The 23,601-nt window shown below is 73.1% G+C and carries 5 protein-coding genes and 2 pseudogenes; 2 read left to right on the plus strand and 5 right to left on the minus strand.

Annotation, left to right across the window (positions count from 1 at the left end):
• The 3 genes from ACZ7HQ_RS42770 to ACZ7HQ_RS42780 form a co-directional block, all read right to left on the minus strand.
• Window positions 1-1,384 (minus strand): type I polyketide synthase (locus ACZ7HQ_RS42770; protein WP_471002350.1); only part of this gene is annotated, 1,384 nt, incomplete at its 3' end.
• Between the two features lie 60 nt (window positions 1,385-1,444).
• On the minus strand, window positions 1,445-6,658 hold the full coding sequence (locus ACZ7HQ_RS42775) for a type I polyketide synthase (RefSeq protein WP_471002353.1): 5,214 nt from the start codon (window positions 6,656-6,658) through the stop codon (window positions 1,445-1,447).
• Between the two features lie 36 nt (window positions 6,659-6,694).
• Window positions 6,695-17,107 (minus strand): type I polyketide synthase, encoded by a 10,413-nt coding sequence (locus tag ACZ7HQ_RS42780; protein WP_471002356.1) that lies wholly within the window; start codon window positions 17,105-17,107, stop codon window positions 6,695-6,697.
• Between the two features lie 329 nt (window positions 17,108-17,436).
• Between ACZ7HQ_RS42780 and ACZ7HQ_RS42785 the strand changes: the two are divergent.
• Window positions 17,437-17,967 (plus strand): annotated as a pseudogene (locus ACZ7HQ_RS42785) (transposase); the annotation flags it as partial.
• Between the two features lie 471 nt (window positions 17,968-18,438).
• Here the strand turns inward: ACZ7HQ_RS42785 and ACZ7HQ_RS42790 are convergent.
• On the minus strand, window positions 18,439-19,224 hold the full coding sequence (locus tag ACZ7HQ_RS42790) for an NAD(P)-dependent oxidoreductase (protein ID WP_471002359.1): 786 nt from the start codon (window positions 19,222-19,224) through the stop codon (window positions 18,439-18,441).
• A 32-nt stretch (window positions 19,225-19,256) separates the two neighbouring features.
• A complete protein-coding gene (locus tag ACZ7HQ_RS42795; protein ID WP_471002362.1) occupies window positions 19,257-22,115 on the minus strand; it encodes a helix-turn-helix transcriptional regulator in 2,859 nt (952 codons plus the stop codon).
• A 1,254-nt stretch (window positions 22,116-23,369) separates the two neighbouring features.
• Here ACZ7HQ_RS42795 and ACZ7HQ_RS42800 point away from each other — a divergent pair.
• Window positions 23,370-23,601: pseudogene (locus tag ACZ7HQ_RS42800) on the plus strand (alcaligin biosynthesis protein); the annotation flags it as partial.

Raw genomic sequence — 23,601 nt, forward strand, 5'->3', positions numbered from 1 at the left:
ACGACGACACACCCGCCCGCCGCGCCCGACCCGTCTCGGGCCACTGCCGAGCCCGCGTCAACAACTCCACCCCACCCGCAGACCAGTCCACATGCGGCGACGGCTCCGACACATGCAACGTCCGCGGCAACACCCCCTGCCGCAACGCCATCACCATCTTGATCACACCACCCACACCGGCAGCCGCCTGCGTATGACCGATATTCGACTTCAACGACCCGAGCCACAACGGACGACCCTCCGCCCGGCCCTGCCCATACGTCGCGATCAACGCCTGCGCCTCGATCGGATCACCCAGCCTCGTCCCCGTGCCATGCGCCTCCATCGCGTCCACATCCGACGTCGACAACCCCGCACCCGCCAACGCCCGCACAATCACGCGCTGCTGCGACGGACCGTTCGGTGCCGTGAGCCCGTTCGACGCACCGTCCTGATTCACCGCACTGCCCCGCACCACCGCAAGAACCTCATGCCCCAGCCGCCGCGCATCCGACAAACGCTCCAGCACCACCACACCCACGCCCTCGGACCAACCCGTCCCATCCGCATCCGCGGAAAACGAACGGCACCGGCCGTCCGCCGACAGGCCACCCTGACGACCGAACTCCACGAACGCATACGGCGTCGCCATCACCGTCACACCACCCGCGAGCGCCAACGAACACTCCCCCGACCGCAACGACTGCACCGCCAGATGCATCGCGACCAGCGACGACGAACACGCCGTATCCACCGTCACCGCAGGACCCTGGAACCCCAACGAATACGAGAGGCGGCCGGAGAGCACGGAGCTGGCGTTGCCGGTGATGAGGAATCCGGAGGCCTCGGTCGCGCGGGACTCGCGCAGGTGTCCGAGGTAGTCCTGCATGCCGGAGCCGATGAACACGCCGGTGTCGCCGCCGCGCAGCGACTCGGGGACGATGCCGACGCGTTCGATCGCCTCCCACGAGGTCTCCAGCAGCAGCCGCTGCTGCGGGTCCATGGCGGCCGCCTCGCGCGGCGAGATGCCGAAGAAACCCGCGTCGAACTCGGCGACGGCGTCCAGGAATCCGCCGCCCATGGTGAGCAGCCCGTCGGGAGCGGACGTCGAGCCGTCACCGGCCACCTCGCCACCGGCCGGCCAGGCCTGGGCCGGGCCGGCGCCGATGCCGTCGAGGTCCCAGCCGCGGTCGGCCGGGAACGGCGAGGTCGCGTCCCGGCCCTCGGACACCAGCTCCCACAGGTCCTCGGGCGAGCTCACCCCGCCCGGATACTTGCAGGCCATGCCGACGACGGCGATGGGTTCCCGGGCCGCGTCCTCGACGTCCTGGAGCCGACCACGCGTCTCGTGCAGTTCGGCGCTGACGCGCTTCAGGTAATCCAACAGCTGGTTCTCGGATGCCATTTCCTGCTCTTCCCAATTCCCGGAGGGTTCTGTGCCTGCCGCCGACGACTCAGGAGTCGTCTATCCCGGGCCCGCCAGCGGGGAGATGCCGAGCTGCCGGGTGACGAAGTCGAGGACCTCGTCCTCGGTGGCCGACTCCAGCAGCGCCCCCGTGTCCGGTGCGCCGCCCTCGGACGAGGACCCGGAAGACGAGGAGGACATGGCCGTCTCGGAAGCGGACCGTTTGCCTTCCCAGCCGTCCGCGAGCGCCCTGAGCCGGGACGCCGCGGCCTTCCGCAGGGCCGTGTCCAGCTGGAGTTCCTCGAGGCTCTGCGCCACTCGGTACAGCTCGGCGAGGGCGGATTCCGCGGTGACGACCCGCTCCTGCGGCTGGATCAAGCCGTGCAGTTGCGCGGCGAGCGCCTTGGGCGTCGGGTGGTCGAAGACCATCGTGGCGGGCAGGTCCACGCCCGCGGCCCGCTGCAATCTGTTGCGCAGCTCCATCGCGGTCATCGAGTCGATCCCCAGTTCCTTGAAGGGCTGGTCGACGGCGAGGGCGGCGGGGTCGGCGTATCCGAGCACCGCCGCCGCGTGATCGCGGACGGTGTCCAGGAGCAGGCGGTCCGCGTCGGTCCGCGCCATGCCGGGCAGTCGCCGGGCGAGCGTGGAACCACCCGTGCCGCCCGTGCCGCCCGTGCCGCCCGCGCTGTCGGAACGCCCGGCGCCGCGGCCGCCGTCCGCGGCCTCCTCGGACCGTGCGAATGCGGCGAGCAGCGGGCTGGGCCGGGCCGCGGTGAAGCCGTCGGCGAACAGCGGCCATTCGATCTCGGCCAGCACCTGGCTCGCGGGGCCGTCCTGGGCCAGCGCGAGGTCGAGGGCGCGCACGCCGAGTTCGGGCTCGATGGGCGGCAGTCCGTTGCGCCGCATCCGCTGTTCGGTGGCCGCGTCGACGAGACCGCCGCCGCCCCAGGGCCCCCAGGCGATCGAGAGGGCCGGGAGACCCGCGGCGCGGCGGTGCTCGGCGAGGGCGTCGAGCACCGCGTTGGCCGCGGCGTAGTTGCCCTGGCCGATGCCGCCGACGGTACCGACGAAGCCGGAGTAGAGCACGAACGACGACAGGTTCAGGCCGGCGGTCAGTTCGTGCAGGTGCCAGGCGGCGAGCGCCTTGGGGCCGAGGACCGCGTCGAGCCGGTCGGCGTCCAGGTTCTCCAGCGCGGCGTCGTCGAGGACCGCGGCGGCGTGCACCACGGAGACGAGCGGCGCGTCGGCCGGTACCGACTCCAGCAGGGCGTGTACGGCCTCGCGGTCGGCGAGATCGCAGGCGGCGATCGTCACGCGCGCGCCCATGCTTTCGAGATCGGCGCGGAGTTCGTCCGCGTCCGGCGCCTTGGGTCCGCGGCGGCTGGTGAGCAGCAGATGTTGCGCGCCCTGCGCGGCCAGCCGGCGGGCCAGGCGGCTGCCGAGCGCGCCGGTGCCGCCGGTGATCAGGACTGTGCCCTCACGCGGCCACACCGCATCCGCGCCCACGGTCCCGGCCGTGTCCGTGTTCGACGGCAGAACCCGACCGCCCTCGCGTCCGCCGGTCGTGGCGTCCGGCAGCCGCAACGGGGTGCGGACGAGGCGGCGGGCGAGCACGCCCGTCGGGCGCAGCGCGAGTTGGTCCTCGTCTCCCGGGGCGGCCAGCACCGCGCAGAGCTGAGCGGCGGCGGCGTCCGGCGTGGTCTGTGCGTCCTGCCCGTCGGCCTCACGGGGCGCACGGGGCAGGTCGATCAGGCCGCCCCACAGAGTGGGGTGTTCGAGTGCGGCGACGCGGCCGAGGCCCCAGAGCGCGGCGGCGTGCGGTGCCACCGGAGGGTCGGTCGGGTCGGTTCCCACGGCGCCGTGCGTGAGGCACCACAGCCGGCCCGGCAGGTCCGTCTGCGCGAGCGCCCGCACCAGGAGCGTCGTCCCGGCCAGGCCGCGGCCGACCGCGGGGCGGCCGGGCAGCGGCCGGTCGTCGAGCGCGAGCAGGGAGAGGATCCCGGCCGGCCGGGCATCGGCCGCCGCGGCGTGCAGCGACGCGGCCCATGCGGCCGGGTCGGTGTCGTCGCGCGGGTCGAGTTCCACGAACAGCGCCCGGCCGCCCGCGGCCTCGACGGCGTCGCGCACCCATCCGACGATCCGGTGGTCGGGGCCGAATCCGTGTTCGGCGCCGGGTATCGCGAGCAGCCAGGTGCCGACGAGTGCGGGGACAGCGCCCGGCGCGTGCGGGACCGGCTCCCAGCGGACGCCGTAGCGCCAGCTGCTCAGCCGCGCCCGTTCCAGGTGGTCGCGCCGCCATGCCGCGAGGGCAGGCAGCAGGGCCTCCGCCGACTCTCCGTCCTTCAGCCCGAGGGCGTCCAGGAGCGCGGTGGGGTGGGTCTCCAGCGCCTCCCACAGACGCGCGTCGGCCGCCTGCGCGGCGTGCGGCGCCGACGCTCCGGCCAGGGCCGGCGGGCGCCCGCCCCAGCCGACCGCGGATTCGGCGCCGTTCGTGGTGCGCGGCGTCGGCCAGAAGCGGCTGCGTTGGAAGGGGTAGGTGGGCAGGTCGGTCACCCGGCCGTCGCTGTCGCGCAGCAGGGCGGCCCAGTCCACGTCGAGACCGCGCACCCAGCCCTCGGCGACCGAAGTGAGGAAGCGGTCGATTCCGCCCGCGTCGCGGCGCAGCGTCGGCACGGTCGCCGGTTCGACGCCCGCCTCCTCCGCGGTGCGGCCCATCGCCCCGGTCAGCAGCGGGTGCGGGCTGATTTCGATGAAGACGGCGTCCCCGGACTCGGCGAGGCGGCCGACCGCGGCCTCGAACTCCACCGGTGCCCGCAGGTTGCGCACCCAGTACTCCGAGGTCAGTTCGCCGTCACGGACCGGCTCACCGGTGACGGTGGACAGCATCTCGACCTCGGGGCGCCCCGGTGCGACGTCCGCGAGCTCCGCCAGGATCCGCGGGCCGATCCGGTCGACGTGCGGCGAGTGCGACGCGTAGTCGACCGCGATCCGCCGGACGCGCACGCCGTCCGCCTCGCAGGCGTCGAAGAACTCGTCCAGCGCGTCCGCGTCGCCGGAGACCACGGTGGCCTCGGGGCCGTTGGCGGCGGCGAGGAAGACGCGGCCCTCGAAGGGCGCGAGGCGGTCGGCGGTCCCGGCGCGGCCGAGCGCGACGGACAGCATGCCGCCGGCGCCCGCGATCCCGGTCAGCGTGCGGCTGCGCAACGCCACGATCTTCGCGGCGTCCTCGAGGCTGAGGGCACCCGCGACGCAGGCCGCCGCGACCTCGCCCTGCGAGTGGCCGACCACCGTGTGGGGGCGGACGCCGGCGGAGCGCCACAGCTCGGCCAGGGACACCATCATCGCGAACAGCACGGGCTGGACGACGTCGACCCGGTCCAGGGACGGTGCGCCGGGCTCGCCGTTCAGCACGTCGAGCAGCGACCAGTCGACGTGCGGGGCGAGCGCGTCGGCGCACTCCCGCACCCGTGCGGCGAACACCGGGGAGCCGTGCAGCAGTTCGCGAGCCATGCCGGCCCACTGGGCGCCCTGTCCGGGGAAGACGAACACCACCCGGCGGCCGGGGGCTGCGGCGCCGTGGCCGTCCACCCGGTTCGCGCTCGGCACGCCCGCGGCCAGCGACTCCAGTTCGGCGACGACCCTCGCGCGGTCGCCACCGAGCACGACGGCCCGGTGCTCGAAGGCCGTCCTGGTCGTCGCGAGCGACAGCGCCACGTCGGCGAGGGGCGACTCGTCGGCGGTCAGGCGCTTGCCGATCTGCCGGGCCTGGGCCGACAGGGCGTCAGAGGTGCGTGCGGAGATCAGGAAGGGCAGTACTTCTGGGCGCTGAGCCGGAGTTCCGGCGTCCTGGGCCGTCGGCGCGGCTGCGTCCGGTTCCGGGTCGGGGGCCTGTTCGAGGATCACGTGCGCGTTGGTGCCACTGACGCCGAAGGACGAGATACCGGCGCGGCGGGGCCGGTCCGTCCGCGGCCACGGCTGGTCCTCGGTGAGCAGGGACACGGCGCCCGCCGACCAGTCGACGTGCGTGGTCGGCCGGTCGACGTGCAGCGTGCGCGGCAGCACGCCGTCGCGCATGGCCATCACCATCTTGATGATGCCGCCGACCCCGGCCGCGCCCTGCGTGTGGCCCAGGTTCGACTTCAACGAGCCCAGCCGGAGGGGGCGTTCGGCCGGGTGCTCGCGCCCGTAGGTGGCCAGCAGCGCGCGTGCCTCGATCGGGTCGCCGAGCGTGGTGCCGGTGCCGTGCGCCTCCACGACGTCGACGTCTGTGGCCTGGACCTGCGCGTCCTGCAGAGCGCGCCAGATCACGCGCTCCTGCGCGGGACCGCTCGGCGCGGACAGGCCGTTGGAGGCGCCGTCCTGGTTGACCGCCGAACCGCGGACGACGGCCAGGACGCGGTGCCCGTTGCGCTGCGCGTCCGAGAGGCGTTCGAGGACGAGCATGCCGGCGCCCTCTCCCCAGGAGGTGCCGTCGGCGGCGTCCGCGAAGGACTTGCTGCGGCCGTCCGCGGCGAGGCCGCGCTGCCGGGAGAACTCGGTGAACGTGATGGGCGTCGGCATGACCGTCACACCGCCTGCGAGCGCCAGCGAGCATTCGCCGCGGCGCAGCGACTGGGCGGCCAGATGCAGCGCCACCAGCGACGACGAGCAGGCGGTGTCGATCGTGACCGCGGGCCCGGACAGCCCGAGGACGTAGGAGATGCGACCCGAGACGACGGCGCTGTTGTTGCCCGTCACGAGGTAGCCCTCGTACTCCTCGGACGAGGCCTGCAGGGGCACGTCGTAGAACGAGTAGTAGGCGCCGGTGAACACGCCGGTGTCACTCTCGCGCAGCGTGTCCGGGGCGATACCGGCGCGCTCCAGGGCCTCCCAGGTCACTTCGAGCATGAGGCGCTGCTGCGGGTCCATGGCGACGGCCTCGCGCGGCGAGACGCCGAAGAAGCCGGCGTCGAACCAGGCGGCGCCGTGCAGGAACCCGCCCTCGCGGACGTACGAGGTGCCCTCCTCGGTGCCGTCGCCGGCGAAGAGCGCGTCCAGGTCCCAGTCCCGGTCCTTGGGGAACGGGCCGATCGCGTCGCGGCCCGTGCGCACCAGGTCCCACAGCGCCTCCGGGGAGTCGGCGTCGCCGGGGAAGCGGCAGCCCATGCCCACGATCGCGATGGGCTCGGTGGCGCGGCGCTCAGTTTCCTTCAGGCGCCGGCGGGATTCGTGGAGGTCGCCGGTGACCTTCCGCAGCGCCTGGAGAAGCTGCTCCTGGCTTACGTCGTCAGACATCCACGCCACCGTTTTCCATTCTCGGGCAAAGCACTGTCACTCGAAGCCCTTCTCGATCAGCGCCAGCAGGTCGGAGGCGCTGGCGGTCGCGATGGCCGCGCCGCCGTCCGTGTCGTCGTCCCCGGCTCGTGCCGCCGGTTCGGCGTCGCGGGGTGTGTCGCGCAGCCGGGCGACCAGCGCGCCGAGCCGGGTGGCGAGCCGGTCCCGGTCGGCGGCGGTGCCTTGGAGGTCCGCGAGCGACTGCTCCAGCGAGGCGAGGTCGGCCAGCGCGCGTGCGGCCGGTTCGCCGCCGTCCGGGACGGCTCGGCGGCAGAGGAACGCGGCGACGTCGGTCGGCGTCGGATGCTCGTAGACGAGCGTGGCGGGCAGGTCGAGACCGGTGGACCCGCGCAGCCGGGTGCGCAGTTCGACGGCCATCAGGGAGTCGAAGCCGAGGTCCTTGAAAGCGTGGTGCGGGGAAACGTCCCGGGCCGCGGCGTGACCGAGTACGGCGGCGATCTGGGCGCGCACGAGGTCGAGCGCGATGCGCTGCTGTTCCTCGGGACTGTGCCCGGCAAGCCGTTCGGCGAAGTCCGGCGTGGTGCCGCCCGTCTCGTCGGTGTCCGGACCCGCGCCGACGGCGTCGGAGAGGCCAAGGGCGGCGCGGGGCGCCGGGGCGAGTCCGGCGAGCAGCGGGCTGGGGCGGGCGGCGGCGAAGACGGCGGTGAAGCGCCCCCAGTCGACGTCCGCGACGGTGACCGTGGTGTCGCCCTGCCGCAGCGCCCGGTCCAGGGCGATGACGGCGTGTTCCGGCGCCATCGGTGCGATGCCGAGCCGGCGCAGGTCGTCGCCGAATCTCCCGGCCGCCATGCCGCCGCCGTCCCAGGGGCCCCAGGCGATGGCCGTGCCGGCGGCGCCCCGGGCGCGGCGCCGCTCCATCAGTGCGTCGACGTGCGCGTTCGAAGCGGCGTAGGCGCCGCCGGACGCGTTGCCCCAGACGCCTGCGATGGAGGTGAAGGCGACGAACGCCGACAGGTCGTCGCCGAAGACCTCGTCGAGATTGCGCGCGCCGGTCACCTTCGCCGCCATCACGGTCGCGAAGGTGTCGGCGTCGAGCGCGGCGACGGGGTTCTGGTTCCCGGTGCCGGCGGCGTGCACCACCGCGCCGATGGGCGTGCCGGCGGCGGCGAACCGGGCGGCCAGTTCCTCGACGTCGGCCCGGCGGGAGACGTCGCAGTCCGCGAGGACGAGTTCGGTGCCGTGCTCCGCCAGTTCGGCGCGAAGCAGGTCCGCACCGGCGAAGCCACTGGCGCGGCGGCTCGCGAGCACGATGCGGGGCGTGCCCGACTCGGCGAGCCGGCGGGCCGTGTGGACGGCGAGGGCGCCGGTGCCGGTGATCAGCACGGGGTCCGAGGACCACAGGTCCGCGTCCTCGGTGTCCGCGGCAGGTCGGTCGTGGGGGCTTACGGTCGGCGCAGCGCGGGTCAGGCGCCGGGCGTGGACGCCGTCGGCCCGCAACGCGAGCTGGTCGTCGCCGGATCGCCCGGAGAGGACGGCGGCCAGCCGGGCGAGCCCGCCGGAACCGAGGGGATCGTCGTCCGTGCTCGCCGCGAGGTCGATCGACCCGCCCCAGAGTCCGGGGTGTTCGAGTCCGACGACCCGGCCGAGGCCCCAGACCTGGGCCTGCCACGGATCCGGCGCCGCGTCGCTCTCCAGCACCCGCACCGCGCCACGGGTCAGGGTCCACAGCGGCGGGTCCGTGCGGCCCGTGTCGAGTAGAGCCTGTACGAGCAGCAGGGCCGCGTCCGCGGCGGCCGACACGCCGTCGTGGCGCGCGGTCTCGCCGCTCGGCCAGGGCAGCGCGAGCACGCCCGCGAACCGCTCGTCCGGGGCCGAGGTCTGGGCCAGCTCCCGGGCGAGTTCCTTCGCCAGGGTCGTGCGATCGGTGGTCGCCGTGTCGACCGTCAGGAGGCGGGTCGTCGCGCCCGCGCCGACCAGTGCGGCCGTGACGGCGTCGGCGAGCGCGGCCGACGCGCCGGCTTCGCCGGTGTCGGCTTCGGCTTCGGCTTCGGCTTCGGCTTCGGCTTCGGGGGCGACGATGAGCCAGGTGCCGTCGAGTGCCGACGCCGTCGGGGGCGCGGCGTCCTGAAGTCGTTCCCAGGTGACGTGGTAGCGCCACCCGTCGGTCCGGGCGATCAGGTCCTGTCCGCGCCGCCAGTCGCCGAGCGCGGGCAGTACGGCGCTCAGCGGCGCGTCGGCGCCGAGGCCGAGCGTGCGGGCCAGACCGTCGAGGTTCTGCTCCTCGACGACCTGCCAGAACGCCGTGTCCCCCGCACTGGGCGTGCCGTCCGCCGCGGCCGCGACGTCCTTCGTGTCCGGTGCGGCGTCCAGCCAGTAGCGCCGGTGCCGGAAGGCGTACGTCGGCAGCGCAACGCGCCGGGCGCCGGGCGTGAGCGCGGTCCAGTCGACCGACACGCCGTTGACGTACGCCCGGCTCAGCGCGGTCAGGACGGTCGCCGCCTCCGGCCGGCCGCGCCGGGAGGAGGCCGCGACGGGCCGTGCCCCCTCGAACAGCGGCGTCAGGGCGGCGTCGGGGCCGATCTCGATCAGCACGTCCGCGTCCGGCAGGCCGCGCACCGCGTCGGCGAAGCGCACCGCGCGCCGCGCGTGCTCGATCCAGTACTCGGGGGTGTCGAAGGCGTGGGTGGTGTCCGCGGCCGGGCTGACCGGGATCTCGGCCGGGTGGAAGGTGAGGCCGCCGACCACGGCGACGAACTGCGCGAGCATCGGCTCCATCAGCGGGGAGTGGAACGCGTGGCTCACCCGCAGCCGGGCCGTCCTGCGGCCCTCGCCGCGCCAGTGTTCCACGATGTGCGAGACCGCGTCCTCGGTACCCGAGACGACGATCGCAAAAGGCCCGTTCACCGCCGCGATCGCGGCTTCCGAGGTGTCCGTGAGGCTGGCGGTGACCTCGTCTTCGGCCGCCTCGATCGCGACCATGGCGCCGCCCTCGGGCAGCGCCTGCATCAGCCGTCCGCGGGCGACCACGAGCCGGGCGGCGTCCTCGGCGGACAGCACCCCGGCGACCACGGCCGCCGCGATCTCCCCGACGGAGTGCCCGGCGAGGGCCGAGAACTCCACGCCCCACGACATCCAGAGCCGCGCCATGGCGAGTTCGAAGGCGAACAGGGCGGGCTGCGTGAACTCGGTGCGCTCCAGCACCTCCGCGGGCTCCTGCCACAGCACGTCCCGGAGCGGGCGTCCGAGCAGCGGGTCGATCACGTCGCAGATCTCGTTCAGGGCGGCGGCGAACACCGGGAAGTGCTCGGCGAGTTCACGCCCCATCCCGGGCCGCTGCGCCCCCTGGCCGGAGAACAGCGCCGCGGCCCGTGTGCCGCCGGTGGTACCGGTCTCGGGGCCGGTGACCGCCTCGGCCGGGTGCACCGCCTTCGGGTCGCCGAGCGCCGCGAGCGCCCGGAGCAGGCTGTCGCGGTCCTCCGCGACGACCACCGCGCGGTGGTCGAAGTCGCTGCGTGTGGCGGCCAGTGAATACGCCACGTCCCGCAGACCGGGTCCGGGGTCGGCGACCAGGTGGTCGTGCAGGGCTCGGGCCTGTGCGTGCAGACCCTCCGGCGTACGGGCGTTGACCGGGAACGCGACGGGGACGTCGTCGTCCGTACCTGCCTCAAAACTCTGCGGAACGTGCCGCGGATCGCCCTCTTCCAGGACCACGTGCGCGTTCGTACCGCTGATGCCGAACGACGACACCGCGGCCAGACGGGGACGCTCCGTGCGCGGCCAGGGCCGTTCCTCCGTCAGCAGCTCCAGTCCGCCGGCCGACCAGTCGACCTCACTGGAGGGTGTCCGGGCGTGCAGGGTCCTGGGCAGCAGCTCGTGGCGCAGCGCCTGCACCATCTTGATCACGCCGCCGACACCCGCCGCCGCCTGGGCGTGGCCGATGTTCGACTTGAGCGAGCCGAGGTACACCGGGCGGCCTGCCGGACGCCTCGCGCCGTACTCGGCGAGCACCGCCTGTGCCTCGATCGGGTCGCCGAGCCGGGTACCGGTGCCGTGCGCCTCGACCGCGTCGACGTCGGCGGCGGCGACGCGCGCCTGCTCCAGCGCGGCCTGGATGACGCGCTGCTGGGCCGGCCCGTTCGGCGCGGTCAGACCGTTGGACGCGCCGTCCTGGTTCACCGCGGAGCCGCGCACGACGGCCAGCACCTCGTGCCCGAGGCGCCGCGCGTCGGAGAGCCGTTCCACGGCGAGCACGCCCACGCCCTCGGCCCAGCCGGTGCCGTCCGCGTCATCGGAGAACGACTTGCAGCGGCCGTCCGCGGCCAGGCCGCCCTGACGGGCGAACTCGACGAAGAGGTGCGGCGAGGCCATCACGGTCGCCCCGCCCGCGAGGGCGAGATCGCATTCGCCCGCGCGCAGTGCCTGGCAGGCCAGGTGCAGGGCGACGAGGGAGGACGAGCAGGCGGTGTCCAGGGTGACCGCGGGGCCTTCGAGGCCGAGCAGATAGGAGACCCGGCCGGACATCACGCTGTTGCTGTTGGCGATCCCGATGATGCCTTCGAGGCTCTCCGGGGTGCCGTTCAGCCTGCTGAAGTAGTCGTTGTACATGACGCCCGCGAACACGCCGGTGCGGCTGCCGCGCAGCGTCTTCGGGTCGATCCCGGCGTGCTCGACGCTCTCCCAGGCGGCCTCCAGCAGAAGCCGCTGCTGCGGGTCCATCGCCAGCGCCTCGCGGGGCGGGATGCCGAAGAAGGCGGCGTCGAACCCGGCGGGGTCGTCGAGGAATCCGCCGCCGCGCGCGTACGTGGTGCCGGTCGCGGCGGGGTCGGGGCTGTAGAGGCGTGTCAGGTCCCAGCCGCGGTCGGCGGGGAAGGGCGCGATGGCGTCGCGGCCCTCGGCCAGCAGCCGCCACAGGTCGTCGGGGGTGCTGACGCCGCCGGGGTAGCGGCAGGCCATGCCGACGATCGCGATGGGCCCGTCGTGCTCCGTCCTGCCGACGGGGGAGCCGGTCTTTCTCCTGGGCGTTGCGGTGTCGCCCGTCGCCGTCGGCGGTGCGAGCCGTGTCTCCAGGTGGCGGGCGAGCGCTGCCGACGTCGGGTGGTCGAAGACGAGCGTGGCGGGCAGCTGCACGCCGGTCTCGGCGGAGAGCCGGTTGCGCAGCTGCACCGACATGAGCGAGTCGAAGCCCAGCTCGCCGAGCGGGCGATCGGCGTCGATCTGGCTCGCGTCGGCGTGGCCGACCGCCGCGGCGACCTCGGCGCGCACGAGGCCGAGGAGATCGGTGCCCTGATGGACGGTCCGCGCGGGGGCCGCCCCTGCGGCGGCGCGGGGCGCAGCGCCGGAGGATGCCGCGCCGCGGGCCCGTACCAGTTCGGTGAACAGCGGGGCCGGGCGGACGGCGGTGAACAGCGGCAGGAACCGCGACCAGGCGACGTCCGCGAGGACGCAGTCGGTGCCGAGCGCGACCGAGCGGGCCAGCGCGGTCACGGCGTCGGCCACGGGCAGCGGGATCAGGCCACTGCGGCGGAACCGCCTTTCCCGGGCCGCGTCCACCATGCCGCCGCCCGCCCACGGTCCGAAGGCGAGCGACGTCGCGGTGCGGCCCCGGGCGCGGCGGCGGGCGGCGAGCGCGTCCAGGGCGGCGTTGCCGGCGCCGTACCCGCCCTGCCCAGCGGCGCCCCAGATCCCGGACACGGAGGAGAAGAGGACGAAGGCGTCGAGGTCGACGTCGGCGAGCACGTCGTCGAGGACGAGCGCGCCGCGCGTCTTCCCGTCGAGCACGGCGCAAAAGTCGTCCGCGTCCGTCTGCAGCAGCGGCGCCTCGTGTGCGATGCCCGCGGCGTGGAAGACGGCGCGGACCGGCGCGCCCGACACCGCGGCCTCTTGGACGACGGCGGCCATCGCGGCGCGGTCGGCGGTGTCGGCGGCGACGATGCGCACCGGGACGCCGGTGGCGGACAGCTCCTGCAGCAGTTCCGCGGCGCCGGGTGCTTGCGGGCCGCGGCGGGAGACCAGCAGCAACGAGCAACCGTCCGGGGCCTGTTGCGCTCCGGACCCGGCCCCCAGTTCCGCGACCCAGCGGGCGACGTGCCCGCCGAGCGCGCCCGTGCCGCCGGTGATCAGTACCGTGCCGGAGGGCCGCCAGTGCGTCAGCTCCTGGGTCCGCGCCGGATCGTTGTCCGGGGCGGGCCTGACGACGCGTCGTACCTCGAGCCCGTCGCCCGCCACGCGCACCTGGTCCTCCCGGGTGTCTCCGGCGAGCAGGGCGGCCAGCTGTCCGAGGGGCGGTTCGGCGCCGTCGGCGGGCAGGTCGATCAAGCCGCCCCAGGTGTCGGGCAGTTCGAGGGCGGCGGCGCGGCCGGCTCCCCAGACCGCCGCCGCGTCCGGGTCGGTGCCGCTGTCCCGGGTCAGGCACCACACCTTGGCGGCGACGCGGGCGTCGGTGAGCGCATGGAGCGCGGTCAGCAGGGTCTGGGGGCGGTCCGCGAAGCACAGCACGCCCGCGAAGCCGTCGGCCGGCTGAGCGGAAAGGGCGGACGCCAGCGTGGCGCGGTCCGCGGCCTCGTTCGGCGGGACGGTCACGGTGTGCTCGACGAGTTCGCCCACCCAGGCGGGCACCCACGCGGGGCTGTCCGGCGTCCCGTCCGCCGCCGCGGGCGGTACGACGAGCCAGGTGCCCGGCACGGGGGCGGTACGCGGCGCGAGGCCGGCGGGCTGCCATGTCACCTCGTACCGCAGCCGGTCGAGGGCGGCGTCCGCCTGCGCCGGCAACCGGGCCGGGTCCGCCTCGCGCAGCACCAGCTCGCGGACAGTAACGACCGGCTCTCCGCCGCTCGTCACCGCGTCCAGCCGCGCGCTGTCCCCTTCGGTGCGCAGCCGGACCCGTATCGGGGCGCCGTCTGCCGTCGCCGAGCCCTGCGGCGGCCACACCGTGGCACCGTTGAAGGCGAACGGCAGTCGGATCCGCTGGTTCTCGTCGCCGGTCAGGGCGAGCGGGTGCAGAGCGGCGTCGAGCAGCGCCGGGTGGATGCCGAAGCGCGCGTCGTGCCTGCCGTCGGGCAGCGCGACCTCGGCGAACAGGTCGTCGCCCGCCCGCCATACGGCTCGCAGGCCGCGGAAGGCGGGGCCGTAGCCGTAGCCGCGGTCGGTCAGATCCGCGTACAGGTCCTCGACCGGTACCGGTTCCGCGCCGGCGGGCGGCCACGCGCCCACGGCCCAGCCGACGTCGCCGTGTTCGGGCTCGTGAGGTTCATGTTGTTCCGGCAAGGGCTTTGTGAGTGTCCCGGTGACGTGCACCGTCCACTGCTCCGGCGCCTGGCTTGTCGCCTGCCGCGCGCGGATCGTCAGCTCACGACCGGACGTCCCGTCCGCCGGGCCGACCCAGACCTGAACGTCCGCGCCGCCGTCGCCCGGCACCAGCGGGGCCTGGATGACGAGTTCGGAGATCTCACGGCAACCCGCCTGCCGGGCGGCCTGTGCGGCCAGCTCGACGAAGCCCGCGCCGGGGAACAGGACGCTGCCCGCTATCGCGTGGTCCGCGAGCCAGGGGTCGGCGGACGGCGAGATGTGCCCGCTGAGGACCAGGCCGCCGGGGCCGGGCAGTTCCACCGCGCCGGACAGCAGCGGGTGCGTGAGCGCGTCGGTCCCGGCACCGGCGGTCGCCCGGGGCGGCGCGAGCCAGTAGCTCTGGCGTTGGAACGCGTACGCAGGCAAGTCGACGAGGGGCGCGGTGGGCAGCAGCGCCGCCCAGTCGACGCGCGCGCCGTGTGCGTAGGCCTGAGCGAGGGCGGTGAGGACGGTATGCGTCTCGGACCGCTCGCGCCGGGTGCTGGCGAGGACGGTACGCCCGTCGTCCCCTTGGACCTGCGCGGCACCCACCATCGGTGCGAGGACGGCGTCCGGGCCGATCTCCACGAGGACGTCGGCGTGGTCGAGGCCGCGGACCGCGTCGTGGAAGCGGACCGCGTTGCGGGCGTGGTCGATCCAGTAGTCCGCGCTGTGGAAGGGGTGGTCGCTCGCCGCCGAGGCCGCGATCGGAATCTTCGGAGCGCTGAAGGTCAGGCCCCTGACGACCTCGGCGAAGTCGTCGAGCATCGGCTCCATCAGCGCGGAGTGGAACGCGTGGCTGACCCGCAGGCGGGTCGTACGGCGTCCGCGACCGCGCCAGATCTCGCCCACGCGCTCCACGGCGTCGAGCGCGCCCGAGACGACGACGGCGTCGGGCCCGTTGACGGCGGCGATGTCCACCGCGCCGTCCGCCGTGTGCAGACCGTCTGTGGCCGCGGCCAGTGTTTCGGACACCTCCGTCTCGCTCGCCGCGATCGCCAGCATCGCCCCGTCCTCGGGCAGTGCCTGCATCAACCGGCCGCGGGTGACGACGAGTTGGGCGGCGTCCTGAAGGGTGAGCACGTCGGCGACGACCGCGGCGGCGATCTCCCCGACGGAGTGGCCGACGAGGGCGGTGAAGGTCACGCCCCAGGACTGCCACAGGCGTGCCAGAGCGAATTCAAAGGCGAACAGGGCGGGTTGCGCGAACTCGGTGCGGGCGACGGTCTGCGCGTCGGACTCCCACATCACCTCGCGCAGGCTGCGCCCGAGCAGCGGGTCGACGCAGGCGCACGCCTCGTCGAGCGCGGCGGCGAAGGCCGGGAAGTGTGCGGCGAGTTCGCGGCCCATGCCGGGCCGCTGTGCACCCTGACCGGTGAACAGCGCGGCGGCCCGCCCGGCGCCCGCCTTGACCGGGGCGGTGTCGGCGAGCCCGGCGAGCAGGCCCGCACGGTTCCCGGCGACCGCGACGCGGTGGGCGAACAGCGACCTGTGGTCGACGAGGTTGCGGGCGACGTCCACCAGCGGCAGCTCGGGGTGGGCTGCCAGGTGGTCGCGCAGCGCCGCCGCCTGGGCCCGGGCGGCTTCGGGCGTCTTGCCGGAGACCACCACCGGGACGGCGACGCGCGCCCAGTCCTGGCCGTCCGCAGCGCAGTCCTGGTCCACAAACTGCCGGGTGTCCGCAGCAGAGTCCTGGCCCGCGGGCCGCTGCGCGTCCGGAGCCGCACCCGCGTCCTCAGGCACGAACTCCTCAAGGATCACGTGTGCGTTGGTGCCGCTCATGCCGAACGAGGAGATGCCCGCCCGGCGCGGGCCCGCCGGGGCGTCCCATTCCCGGGCCTGCGCGAGCAGCCGCACCGTTCCCGCCGACCAGTCCACCTCGGTCGTGGGGTTCTCCGCGTACAGGCTGCGCGGCATGACGCCGTGGCGCATCGCCTGCACGGTCTTGATGATGCCCGCGACGCCTGCCGCCGCCTGCGTGTGCCCGAGGTTCGACTTGAGCGAGCCGAGGTAGAGCGGGCGGCCCGCCCGGCGGCTGCGCCCGTAGGTCGCTATCAGCGCCTGCGCCTCGATGGGGTCGCCGAGCCGGGTGCCGGTGCCGTGCGCCTCGACGAGGTCGACCTCGTCGGCCGAGACCCCTGCGCTGCTCAAGGCCGTCTCGATGAGGCGCTGCTGGGCCGGGCCGCTCGGTGCGGTCAGGCCGTTGGACGCGCCGTCCTGGTTCACCGCGGACCCGCGTACCACGGCCAGCGCACGGTGGCCGCGCCGCCGGGCGTCCGACAGCCGCTCCAGGGCCAGGACGCCCACGCCCTCCGACCATCCGGTGCCGTCGCCGTCGTCGGCGAAGGAGCGGCAGCGCCCGTCGGTGGAGACCACGCGCTGGCGGCTGTACTCGATGAAGAACAGGGGACTGGACATCACCGCGACGCCGCCGGCCAGCGCGAGATCGCACTCGCCGCTGCGCAGCGCCTGCGCGGCCAGGTGCAGCGAGACCAGCGAGGAGGAGCAAGCGGTGTCGACCGTGACCGCGGGGCCCTCGAACCCGTACAGGTACGAGACCCGGCCGACGGCCATGCTGCCCGCGCTGCCCGAATGGATGTAGCCCTCGTATCCGTCGGGCGCGGCCGTGGCGAACCGGCCGGCGTAGTCGTGGTGCATGACGCCGGTGAACACGCCGGTTCGGCTGCCGCGCAGGGTCGCCGGGGGGATGCCCGCGTCCTCCAGCGCCTGCCAGGTCGTCTCCAGCAGCATGCGCTGCTGCGGGTCCATCGAGAACGCCTCGCGGGGACTGAGTCCGAAGAACTCGGCGTCGAATAGGTCGATGTCGCTGAGGAAGCCGCCCTGGCGCGTGTACGTGTGACCGGTCGCGTCCGGGTCGGGATCGTAGAGGCCCGCTACGTCCCAGCCGCGGTCCGTGGGAAAGCCGGTGACGGCGTCGCGCCCCTCGTCCACCAGGCGCCACAGGTCCGCCGCCGAGCGCACCCCGCCCGGGTAGCGGCAGCTCATGCCGACGATCGCGATCGGCTCCCGGGCCGCGGCCTCGGTGTCGCGCAGCCGGGTGCGGGTGCGTTGCAGGTCGGCGGTCACCTTCCGCAGGTACTCGACGAGCTGCTGTTCGTCAGTCATGTTCCTCGGCCTATCGGCGTTCGGCGGGCTCGCTAACTCATCGAACCCGGCATCAAATGAACTGCACGAGCCCGCCGGCCGGAGACAAACCGGCACTCGATCGCGACTCATAACGCGGCGCGGACTGCAACGGCCGCACCGAAGGGGGTTCTGAGATCCAAGCACGGAAACGCCTGCGGACCCTACTTGAGCACCCCCTAAAGCACCCCGTAGGACTTTCACTATCTTGATCTTTGACCTGTGCGGCGGGGCTTCGGGGTGGTCGTCTTCTTCTTTGGTCGTTTCGCTGGCTGGGTTTTCTTGGGCGTGTGCACGTCGTGGCGGGGAGCCTGGTCAATGACATCTTCACCGCACTCGACGAACAGACCGTCGTCGTTCCCGGCACAGACGCGGCCGCGCTGATCGCCCCCAGCCTCGCGGGCTCCCTGCAGGCCGTCCTCGACCAGCGCAAACTCCTCGCCACGAGGGTCGAGGAACTGCTGGAGGCCCACCCTCTTCCCCAGGTCCTGACGTCCATGCCGGAGATCGGCGTCAGGACCGGAGCCAGGATCCTCACCGACGTCGGCGACGGTTCCAGCTTCCCCTCGGCAGCCCACATGGCCGCCTATGCGGGCCTGGCGCCGGCGACCCACAGCTCGGGCTCCTCGATCCGCGGCGAACACCCCTCCCGCCGCGGAAACAAGCAGCTCAAAGGGGCCTTCTTCCTGTCCGCGTTCGCCGCCCTGTCCGACCCACGATCGAGGGCCTCCTACGACAAGAGGATCGCTCAGGGCAAGCACCACACCCAAGCCCTCCTCTGCCTCGCGAGACGACGAGCCGACGTGCTCTTCGCGATGCTCCGCGACGGCACCTTCCCATAGGGGCACCACCAACCCACAGCCGCCGTCTCACACAGCGAGCACGCATCACGCCTGATGGCGAGGGTGAGCATGATGAGGGTGATGACGGCGTCGGATGATCAGGCGGGTCTGCTCTCGATCAGTCCGTTGCTCATGCCGGTGGTCAAGGCGGCACGAACTGCCTGATGGTGGCGGCAGATGCGGCGCTGGGAGGTCGACGAAGCTGTCGATGCGGCAGCGGCGAGCCCAGCCGGCCCAACGGCCCAAAGCGGACAAGGCCGCGGTCTCTTCAGGACATGGAAGCGGACGCTGACGGCTGAACACACGGTGGTCGAGGGCGTCCGGATCGATGAAAACGATCAGTGCGTGATCGTGCCGGTACGACCTGATGCGCGACGTCAGCACATACGGCAGGAGAGCCCAAAATCGCGCCCGCTGGGGCGGCGGGGCGAGAGGGAGACCCACGAGCTGTCCCGACGGCCATACATACGGCTATGAGGCCGTCGGCGAGGTCGCGGTCGAGGCCGTGTCCGGGGCATCCTTCTGGCCGTTCAGGGCGTCCCGGACCGGCGGCGAACCCGCCGACACAGCCAACACGCCGCGCACCGGCTCCGGCGCGAACAGCGCCTCGCAGATCGCCTCGGCGAGGTCGGCCCGGGAGACGCTGCCCTCGGGCTGCGGGTCGGCACCGCCGCGCACCGTGATCCGGCCGGTGGCCGGAGAGTTGTCGAGCTTCCCGGGACGGAACACGCACCAGTCCAGGTTGCGTTCGGCTAACTGCCGCTCCACCTCCCGCTTCTCCGCGAGGTAGGCGTCGAGCTCGTCGCCGAGCCGGGCGCGCAGCTCGTCGTCCGGCAGATACGCGCTGACAACGGCGAGACGCCGGATGCCGGTGAACTCCGCGACGGCCATCAACTCCCCGACGAGCGCGGAGGACGAGGTGTCCGCGGCGTCCGCGCTCCAGCCAGTGCCGGTGGCCACGACGATCGCGCCGCACTCGCTGATGGTGCGCAGCGTCGCCGGGCTGGTCCGGTCCTCGTCGGTGGCGATCACCAGCGGTTCCACGCCGGCGTCGCGCAACGTCTCGCTCCGCCCGGCATCCGGGATCAGCCCGACCGGGGTCATCCCGCGGGCGAGGATCGACTCGGCGAGCCGCAGCCCGAGCCCGCTCGTGGCGCCGAGCACGACGATGTTCTTCTTCCCCACCATCGGCCCCCCTTGGGTCTCCTGCCCCGGCTGGGTCTCCTGCGTCGTCCCGCCGGTCTGCGATATCGACATGTTCGCGTTGTCTTCTTTCCTCGGCTCGGTCGTCACATCAGCCCGCTCGCACCGACGGTCTCGATTTCAGCGGCCGGCAGTTCCGGTGCACCGTGTAATCCGGCGATCGCGGCGATCTGGGCACGGCGACTGATACCAAGTTTTCGATAAATGCGGGTTAAGTGTTGTTCCACGGTGCTCGCCGTGACGTACAGCGACTCCGCAATTTCGCGGTTCGTGTATCCGCGGGCCGCCATTCTGGCGACCTTCCATTCGGCCGGGGTGAGGCTGAACCCGCCGCGCCGTACCGCGGGCGTCGGCGCCTTCCGGGCCGTCCGCGATTCGCCGGCCATCTCGGTCAGCGCCCACTGCGCCCCGCAGCCGCGCGCCGTCTTCTCTGCCAGCCGCATCGTCTTGCGCCCACCGGCCAGGTCCCCTGAGCGCTTGTGGACCTGCGCGAGCTGGCCCAGGGCGCGGGCGTACTCCAGTTCGTCGCCGCAGGACTGCAGGACGGCGATGGACTTGCGGCAGGCCAGCGCCCGTTCCGACGGCGGGACCGTCAAGGCGCGCAGACGCAGGGCGATGCCGCGCGCGCGGGTGTTGGAGTTCGAGGAGAGCGCCAGCTGTCTGTCTATGATCTCGGCGGCCTCGTTCTGCTCCTTCAGCCGCAGCAGCACCTCAGCGAGGTCTAGCCGCCACGGCACGAGCCCCGGCAGCTCCATGCCCCAGGACTCAAGGATGGCACCGCAGTTACGGAAGTCCGCGACGGCGGCACGCAGGGCGCCTGTGGCGAGCCGGAACCGTCCGCGGGCGCGGAGGTAGACCAGTCCGTAGGGGCTGGCCAGGTCAGCCTGAGTCATCGGGCGCGCGAGCTGCGCCGCCGCCTCTGCGAAGCGGCCCTGCTCGGTGAGGACTAGCACGGTCAGGCCTCGGGGCAGACCGGCGAGCACGCCCCACCGGTCGGCGTCCCAGAGGTCGAAGCCCTTGCGGACGGCGGTCTGGGCCGCGGCAAGGTCGCCCTGCCACCACGCGGTGACGCCTGCGGCCACACTGAGCATGGAGGCCAGCGGCAGCGGCATGCTCTCGTCGTCGGCGCTCTCGGCGAGGGTGGTGTACCAGGTGGCGAGCGGGTCGAGACGTCCGGTGCCCAGCAGGCAGAACAGCGCCGCGAGCATCGGCTCCAGGCTGGAGTAGTCGTGATTGGCCGCCTGGAGAACCTCCTCGGCGCACGTCACGGCGGCTTCCGTGGCGTCCGCGGCGGCGGCGCTCCTGTTTCGCAGCTCTAAGTCCTCCGGCCGGGGGTTCTCCGGTCTGGAACTCGCTGATCTGGAGTACTCCACTGCGAAGTTCGGGGCGTCGGCGCCTGGGGCGAGCAGCGCGGGCAGCCGTTGCGCGCTGTACAGCCAGGAGAACCCCTCGGCTATCAGCTGCGGGCGCGGCTGCCCGTCGTGCGCGGGCGCGTGCAGGCGGGCCCCGGGGAACAGGTGGCTCAGCCACAGCCCGCCGAGGGCTCTCTGCACCTCGGCACACACATCTTCGGCGTCCGTGCCGCGTCCCTTCGAGGGCGTGGCCAGCCGCAGCATGTCGGCGGCCCGCGCCAGCTCGCCGTGACGGCCCAGATGGCGCGACAGCCGGGCGAGCGAGCCCGGCCGGAACGTGCCCGCGGAGGCATCCGCCGCCAGCCGCCGCAGCCGCGGCCCGGTGAGGGCAGGGTCCATCCACCAGACCATGTCGGTGATCCGCACGCCGGCCTCCTCCTGCAGGTCGGGTCCGGAGCCCCACAGCGAGGCGGACTCCAGCATGCGGACCGCCAGCTGGTGCCGACCGGAGCGCGAGGCCTGCTCGGCGGCCTCGTAGAGCACCCCGGACGCCCAGGGCTGGGGCGCCATCCCCGCCTCGTACAGGTAGGTGGCAACCTCTCCGGCGGGCACCCCCTGGTCGTGCAGGATCTGCCCGACGCGCAGCCGCAAGGACCGCAGCGCCACCGGATTGGTGGACCGGAGCACGGCGTCCCGTAGATACGGGTGCAAGGTCATGTCCGGGCGTACCAGGCCGCTCGCGATCACCACGCCGACGATGTGGGAGACAGCGTCGGCGTCTCTCTCCAGCACGTTACGCAGCCGCTCCGGTGTGCAGTGCGCGTCCAGGACCGCGACCGCCTCCAGCAGGTTCAGCACCCGACGGCAGGTGTGCTCGCGCAGCCGTCCGGCGAGCCCGGCCGAGGGGAGCGCGACCGTCGGGCCCGCGTCCCGGCGGCCCTGGGACGCGGCCGCGTCCAGCATCGCGAGGGTCAGGGCAGTGTTGCCGCCGGTGACCGCGTGGACCTCGTCCACCAGCGCGGCGGCGCGGGGTCCTGCGACGCGGGCGTGCGCCAGCTCGGCTACCGCGGCCCTGCCGAGCGGTCGTACCCGGACGCACTCCACCCGGCCGGAGGCGAGTTCGCGCAACTCCTCGTTGAGGGAGGGCATGGCGCCGGCGCAGACGCCGGTCAGCAGGACCTTGATCCCGCTGGTGTGCGCGCGGCGCACCACCTCGCGGACGAAGACCTGGGACGCAGGGTCCAGGAGATCCGCCTCGTCCACCGCCAGCAGGTACGAGTCGGTCACTGAGGCGGCCACCAGCCGCCGCGCCCGCTCTTCGGGGTCCTCGCCGGGCTCCCTGGCGGCGAACTCGCCCAGGTCCTCACCACTCGCCGCGCCGGACCCCCGCCCCCGCAGGGTCAGTACGCGGATCCCCATCCGCCGTGCCTGTGCGCACCCCGCCTCGAGCAGCGCCGTCTTCCCGCACAGGACGGGGCCCTCGATCACGCACAGCCCGGCGCTGTCGGTCGGACGGCCCCGCAACCAGCGCCAGAGTTCGGCGAGCTCGTCGTCACGGTCGACGATGGCGACCGCCGAATTCGACTCGGTCACACAACTTGGAGCGGACCCGCAACGCGATAAGGACCCGGAACTCGGATTTGACACTGTGCTACCCCTGCCTTGAGCGATGGTTCGGGCAGCGGTGCCCCCGCACGGTCGTCGTGCATAACGTGCGGTCTGGTCCCAACGGGCTGCGACAGCAGGACGGGAGTTCGGCCTTCCCGCTCGGAGGATGCTCAAAAACGTGCATGACTACGTCTTTCAAAGGAGTGGATCGGGGACCGCAAAGGCGCTCGCGATACGACGCTGTGAACGGCGGAGTGGACAACGGATTGACCGCTCGGCCAACCGGTTCGGCACTCCTCGGTTCACCCGCGCGGCGCAGGGGAGTCCGGTCGCCGCGTCGGTCGGATCAGGGCGGTGTTTCGGCGGATCGAGTGGGTCGCGTTCGGTTCAGGCTCTCGTCCCGATGGCGCGACGGTGCGGTCCTGCACTTCTCGGACGTGCCGCGGTGAACTGACTGATGGCGCATTCTCCTGTTACGTGGTGGGGTCCGCCGACCCCGCACCGGCTGGCCCTTCCAGAATTCCGTCGTAGCAGACGCTCTCCTTGCGCAATCAGGTTGACCGTCAACACGACGTCTGCCCTTCCGGACACCAATGCTGCCCTTACGGACCTTCTGCGGGCTCGACGCCGACCCCGGACGTCTCCTGTCGATTTCAGAGAGTATCCGATGCTTTGATGGTGGTTTATGCCATGCTAGCCTCGATCCATCAGATGTGATCACTGCCGGTTGAGGTGATCAGTTCATCCCGTTTGTCTCAGCTGGTGCCGGGTGGGATCTTCGCGTGTCGCTGCAGCCGCACCGGGCTTCCACGGTTCCCGGGGATCTGCTCCTTCTGGTCTTCGTCAGGGTGGTGGCGTCCGGCTCATGGGGCGGCGGGCAGTTCGCCGAGCCGTCGCCAGATGGTGGCGAAGGCGTCGGCCCAGGCCAGGGGCGTCGTCAACTTGAGTGGGGGCTGGGGTCTGGGATGATCGCCGGGTTTGTTGATCTTCCCGGGGAGGGGCGGCTGTGGGGAACGGGGCGCCGGTTTCGTACAAAGGGTTCCGGCTCAGCCATCGTCTCCCACGAGACCGTCCGGCAGTGGTGTGACAAGTTCGGGCCCGAGTATGCCGCGGGGCTGTGCCGCCGACGGCCGCAGGCCGGCGATAAATGGCTTTACCTTCTTGAACGGATTGGTCCTGCCGTTCGTCGGGTGAGGACACCCAGGGGAGCTGGGCGGGGCTGATAAGTGGCTGCCGTTTTACGAGGACGGCACCTACACCCTGGGCTTCCACCAGGACGAGCAGGGCAAGAACTTCGAGATCCGCACGGAGGGCCTGCTGCTGGCGACCGGCTACCACTACGAGCCCCCGGCCTTCCTCGCACCGATCCGGGACCACCTCCGCTTCGACGGCCACGGCCGCTTCGACGTCGCCCGCAACTACGCCGTCGACGTCACCGGCCGCGGCGTCTTCCTCCAGAACGCCGGCGTCC

The organism is Streptomyces sp. NPDC037290, from assembly GCF_055603245.1.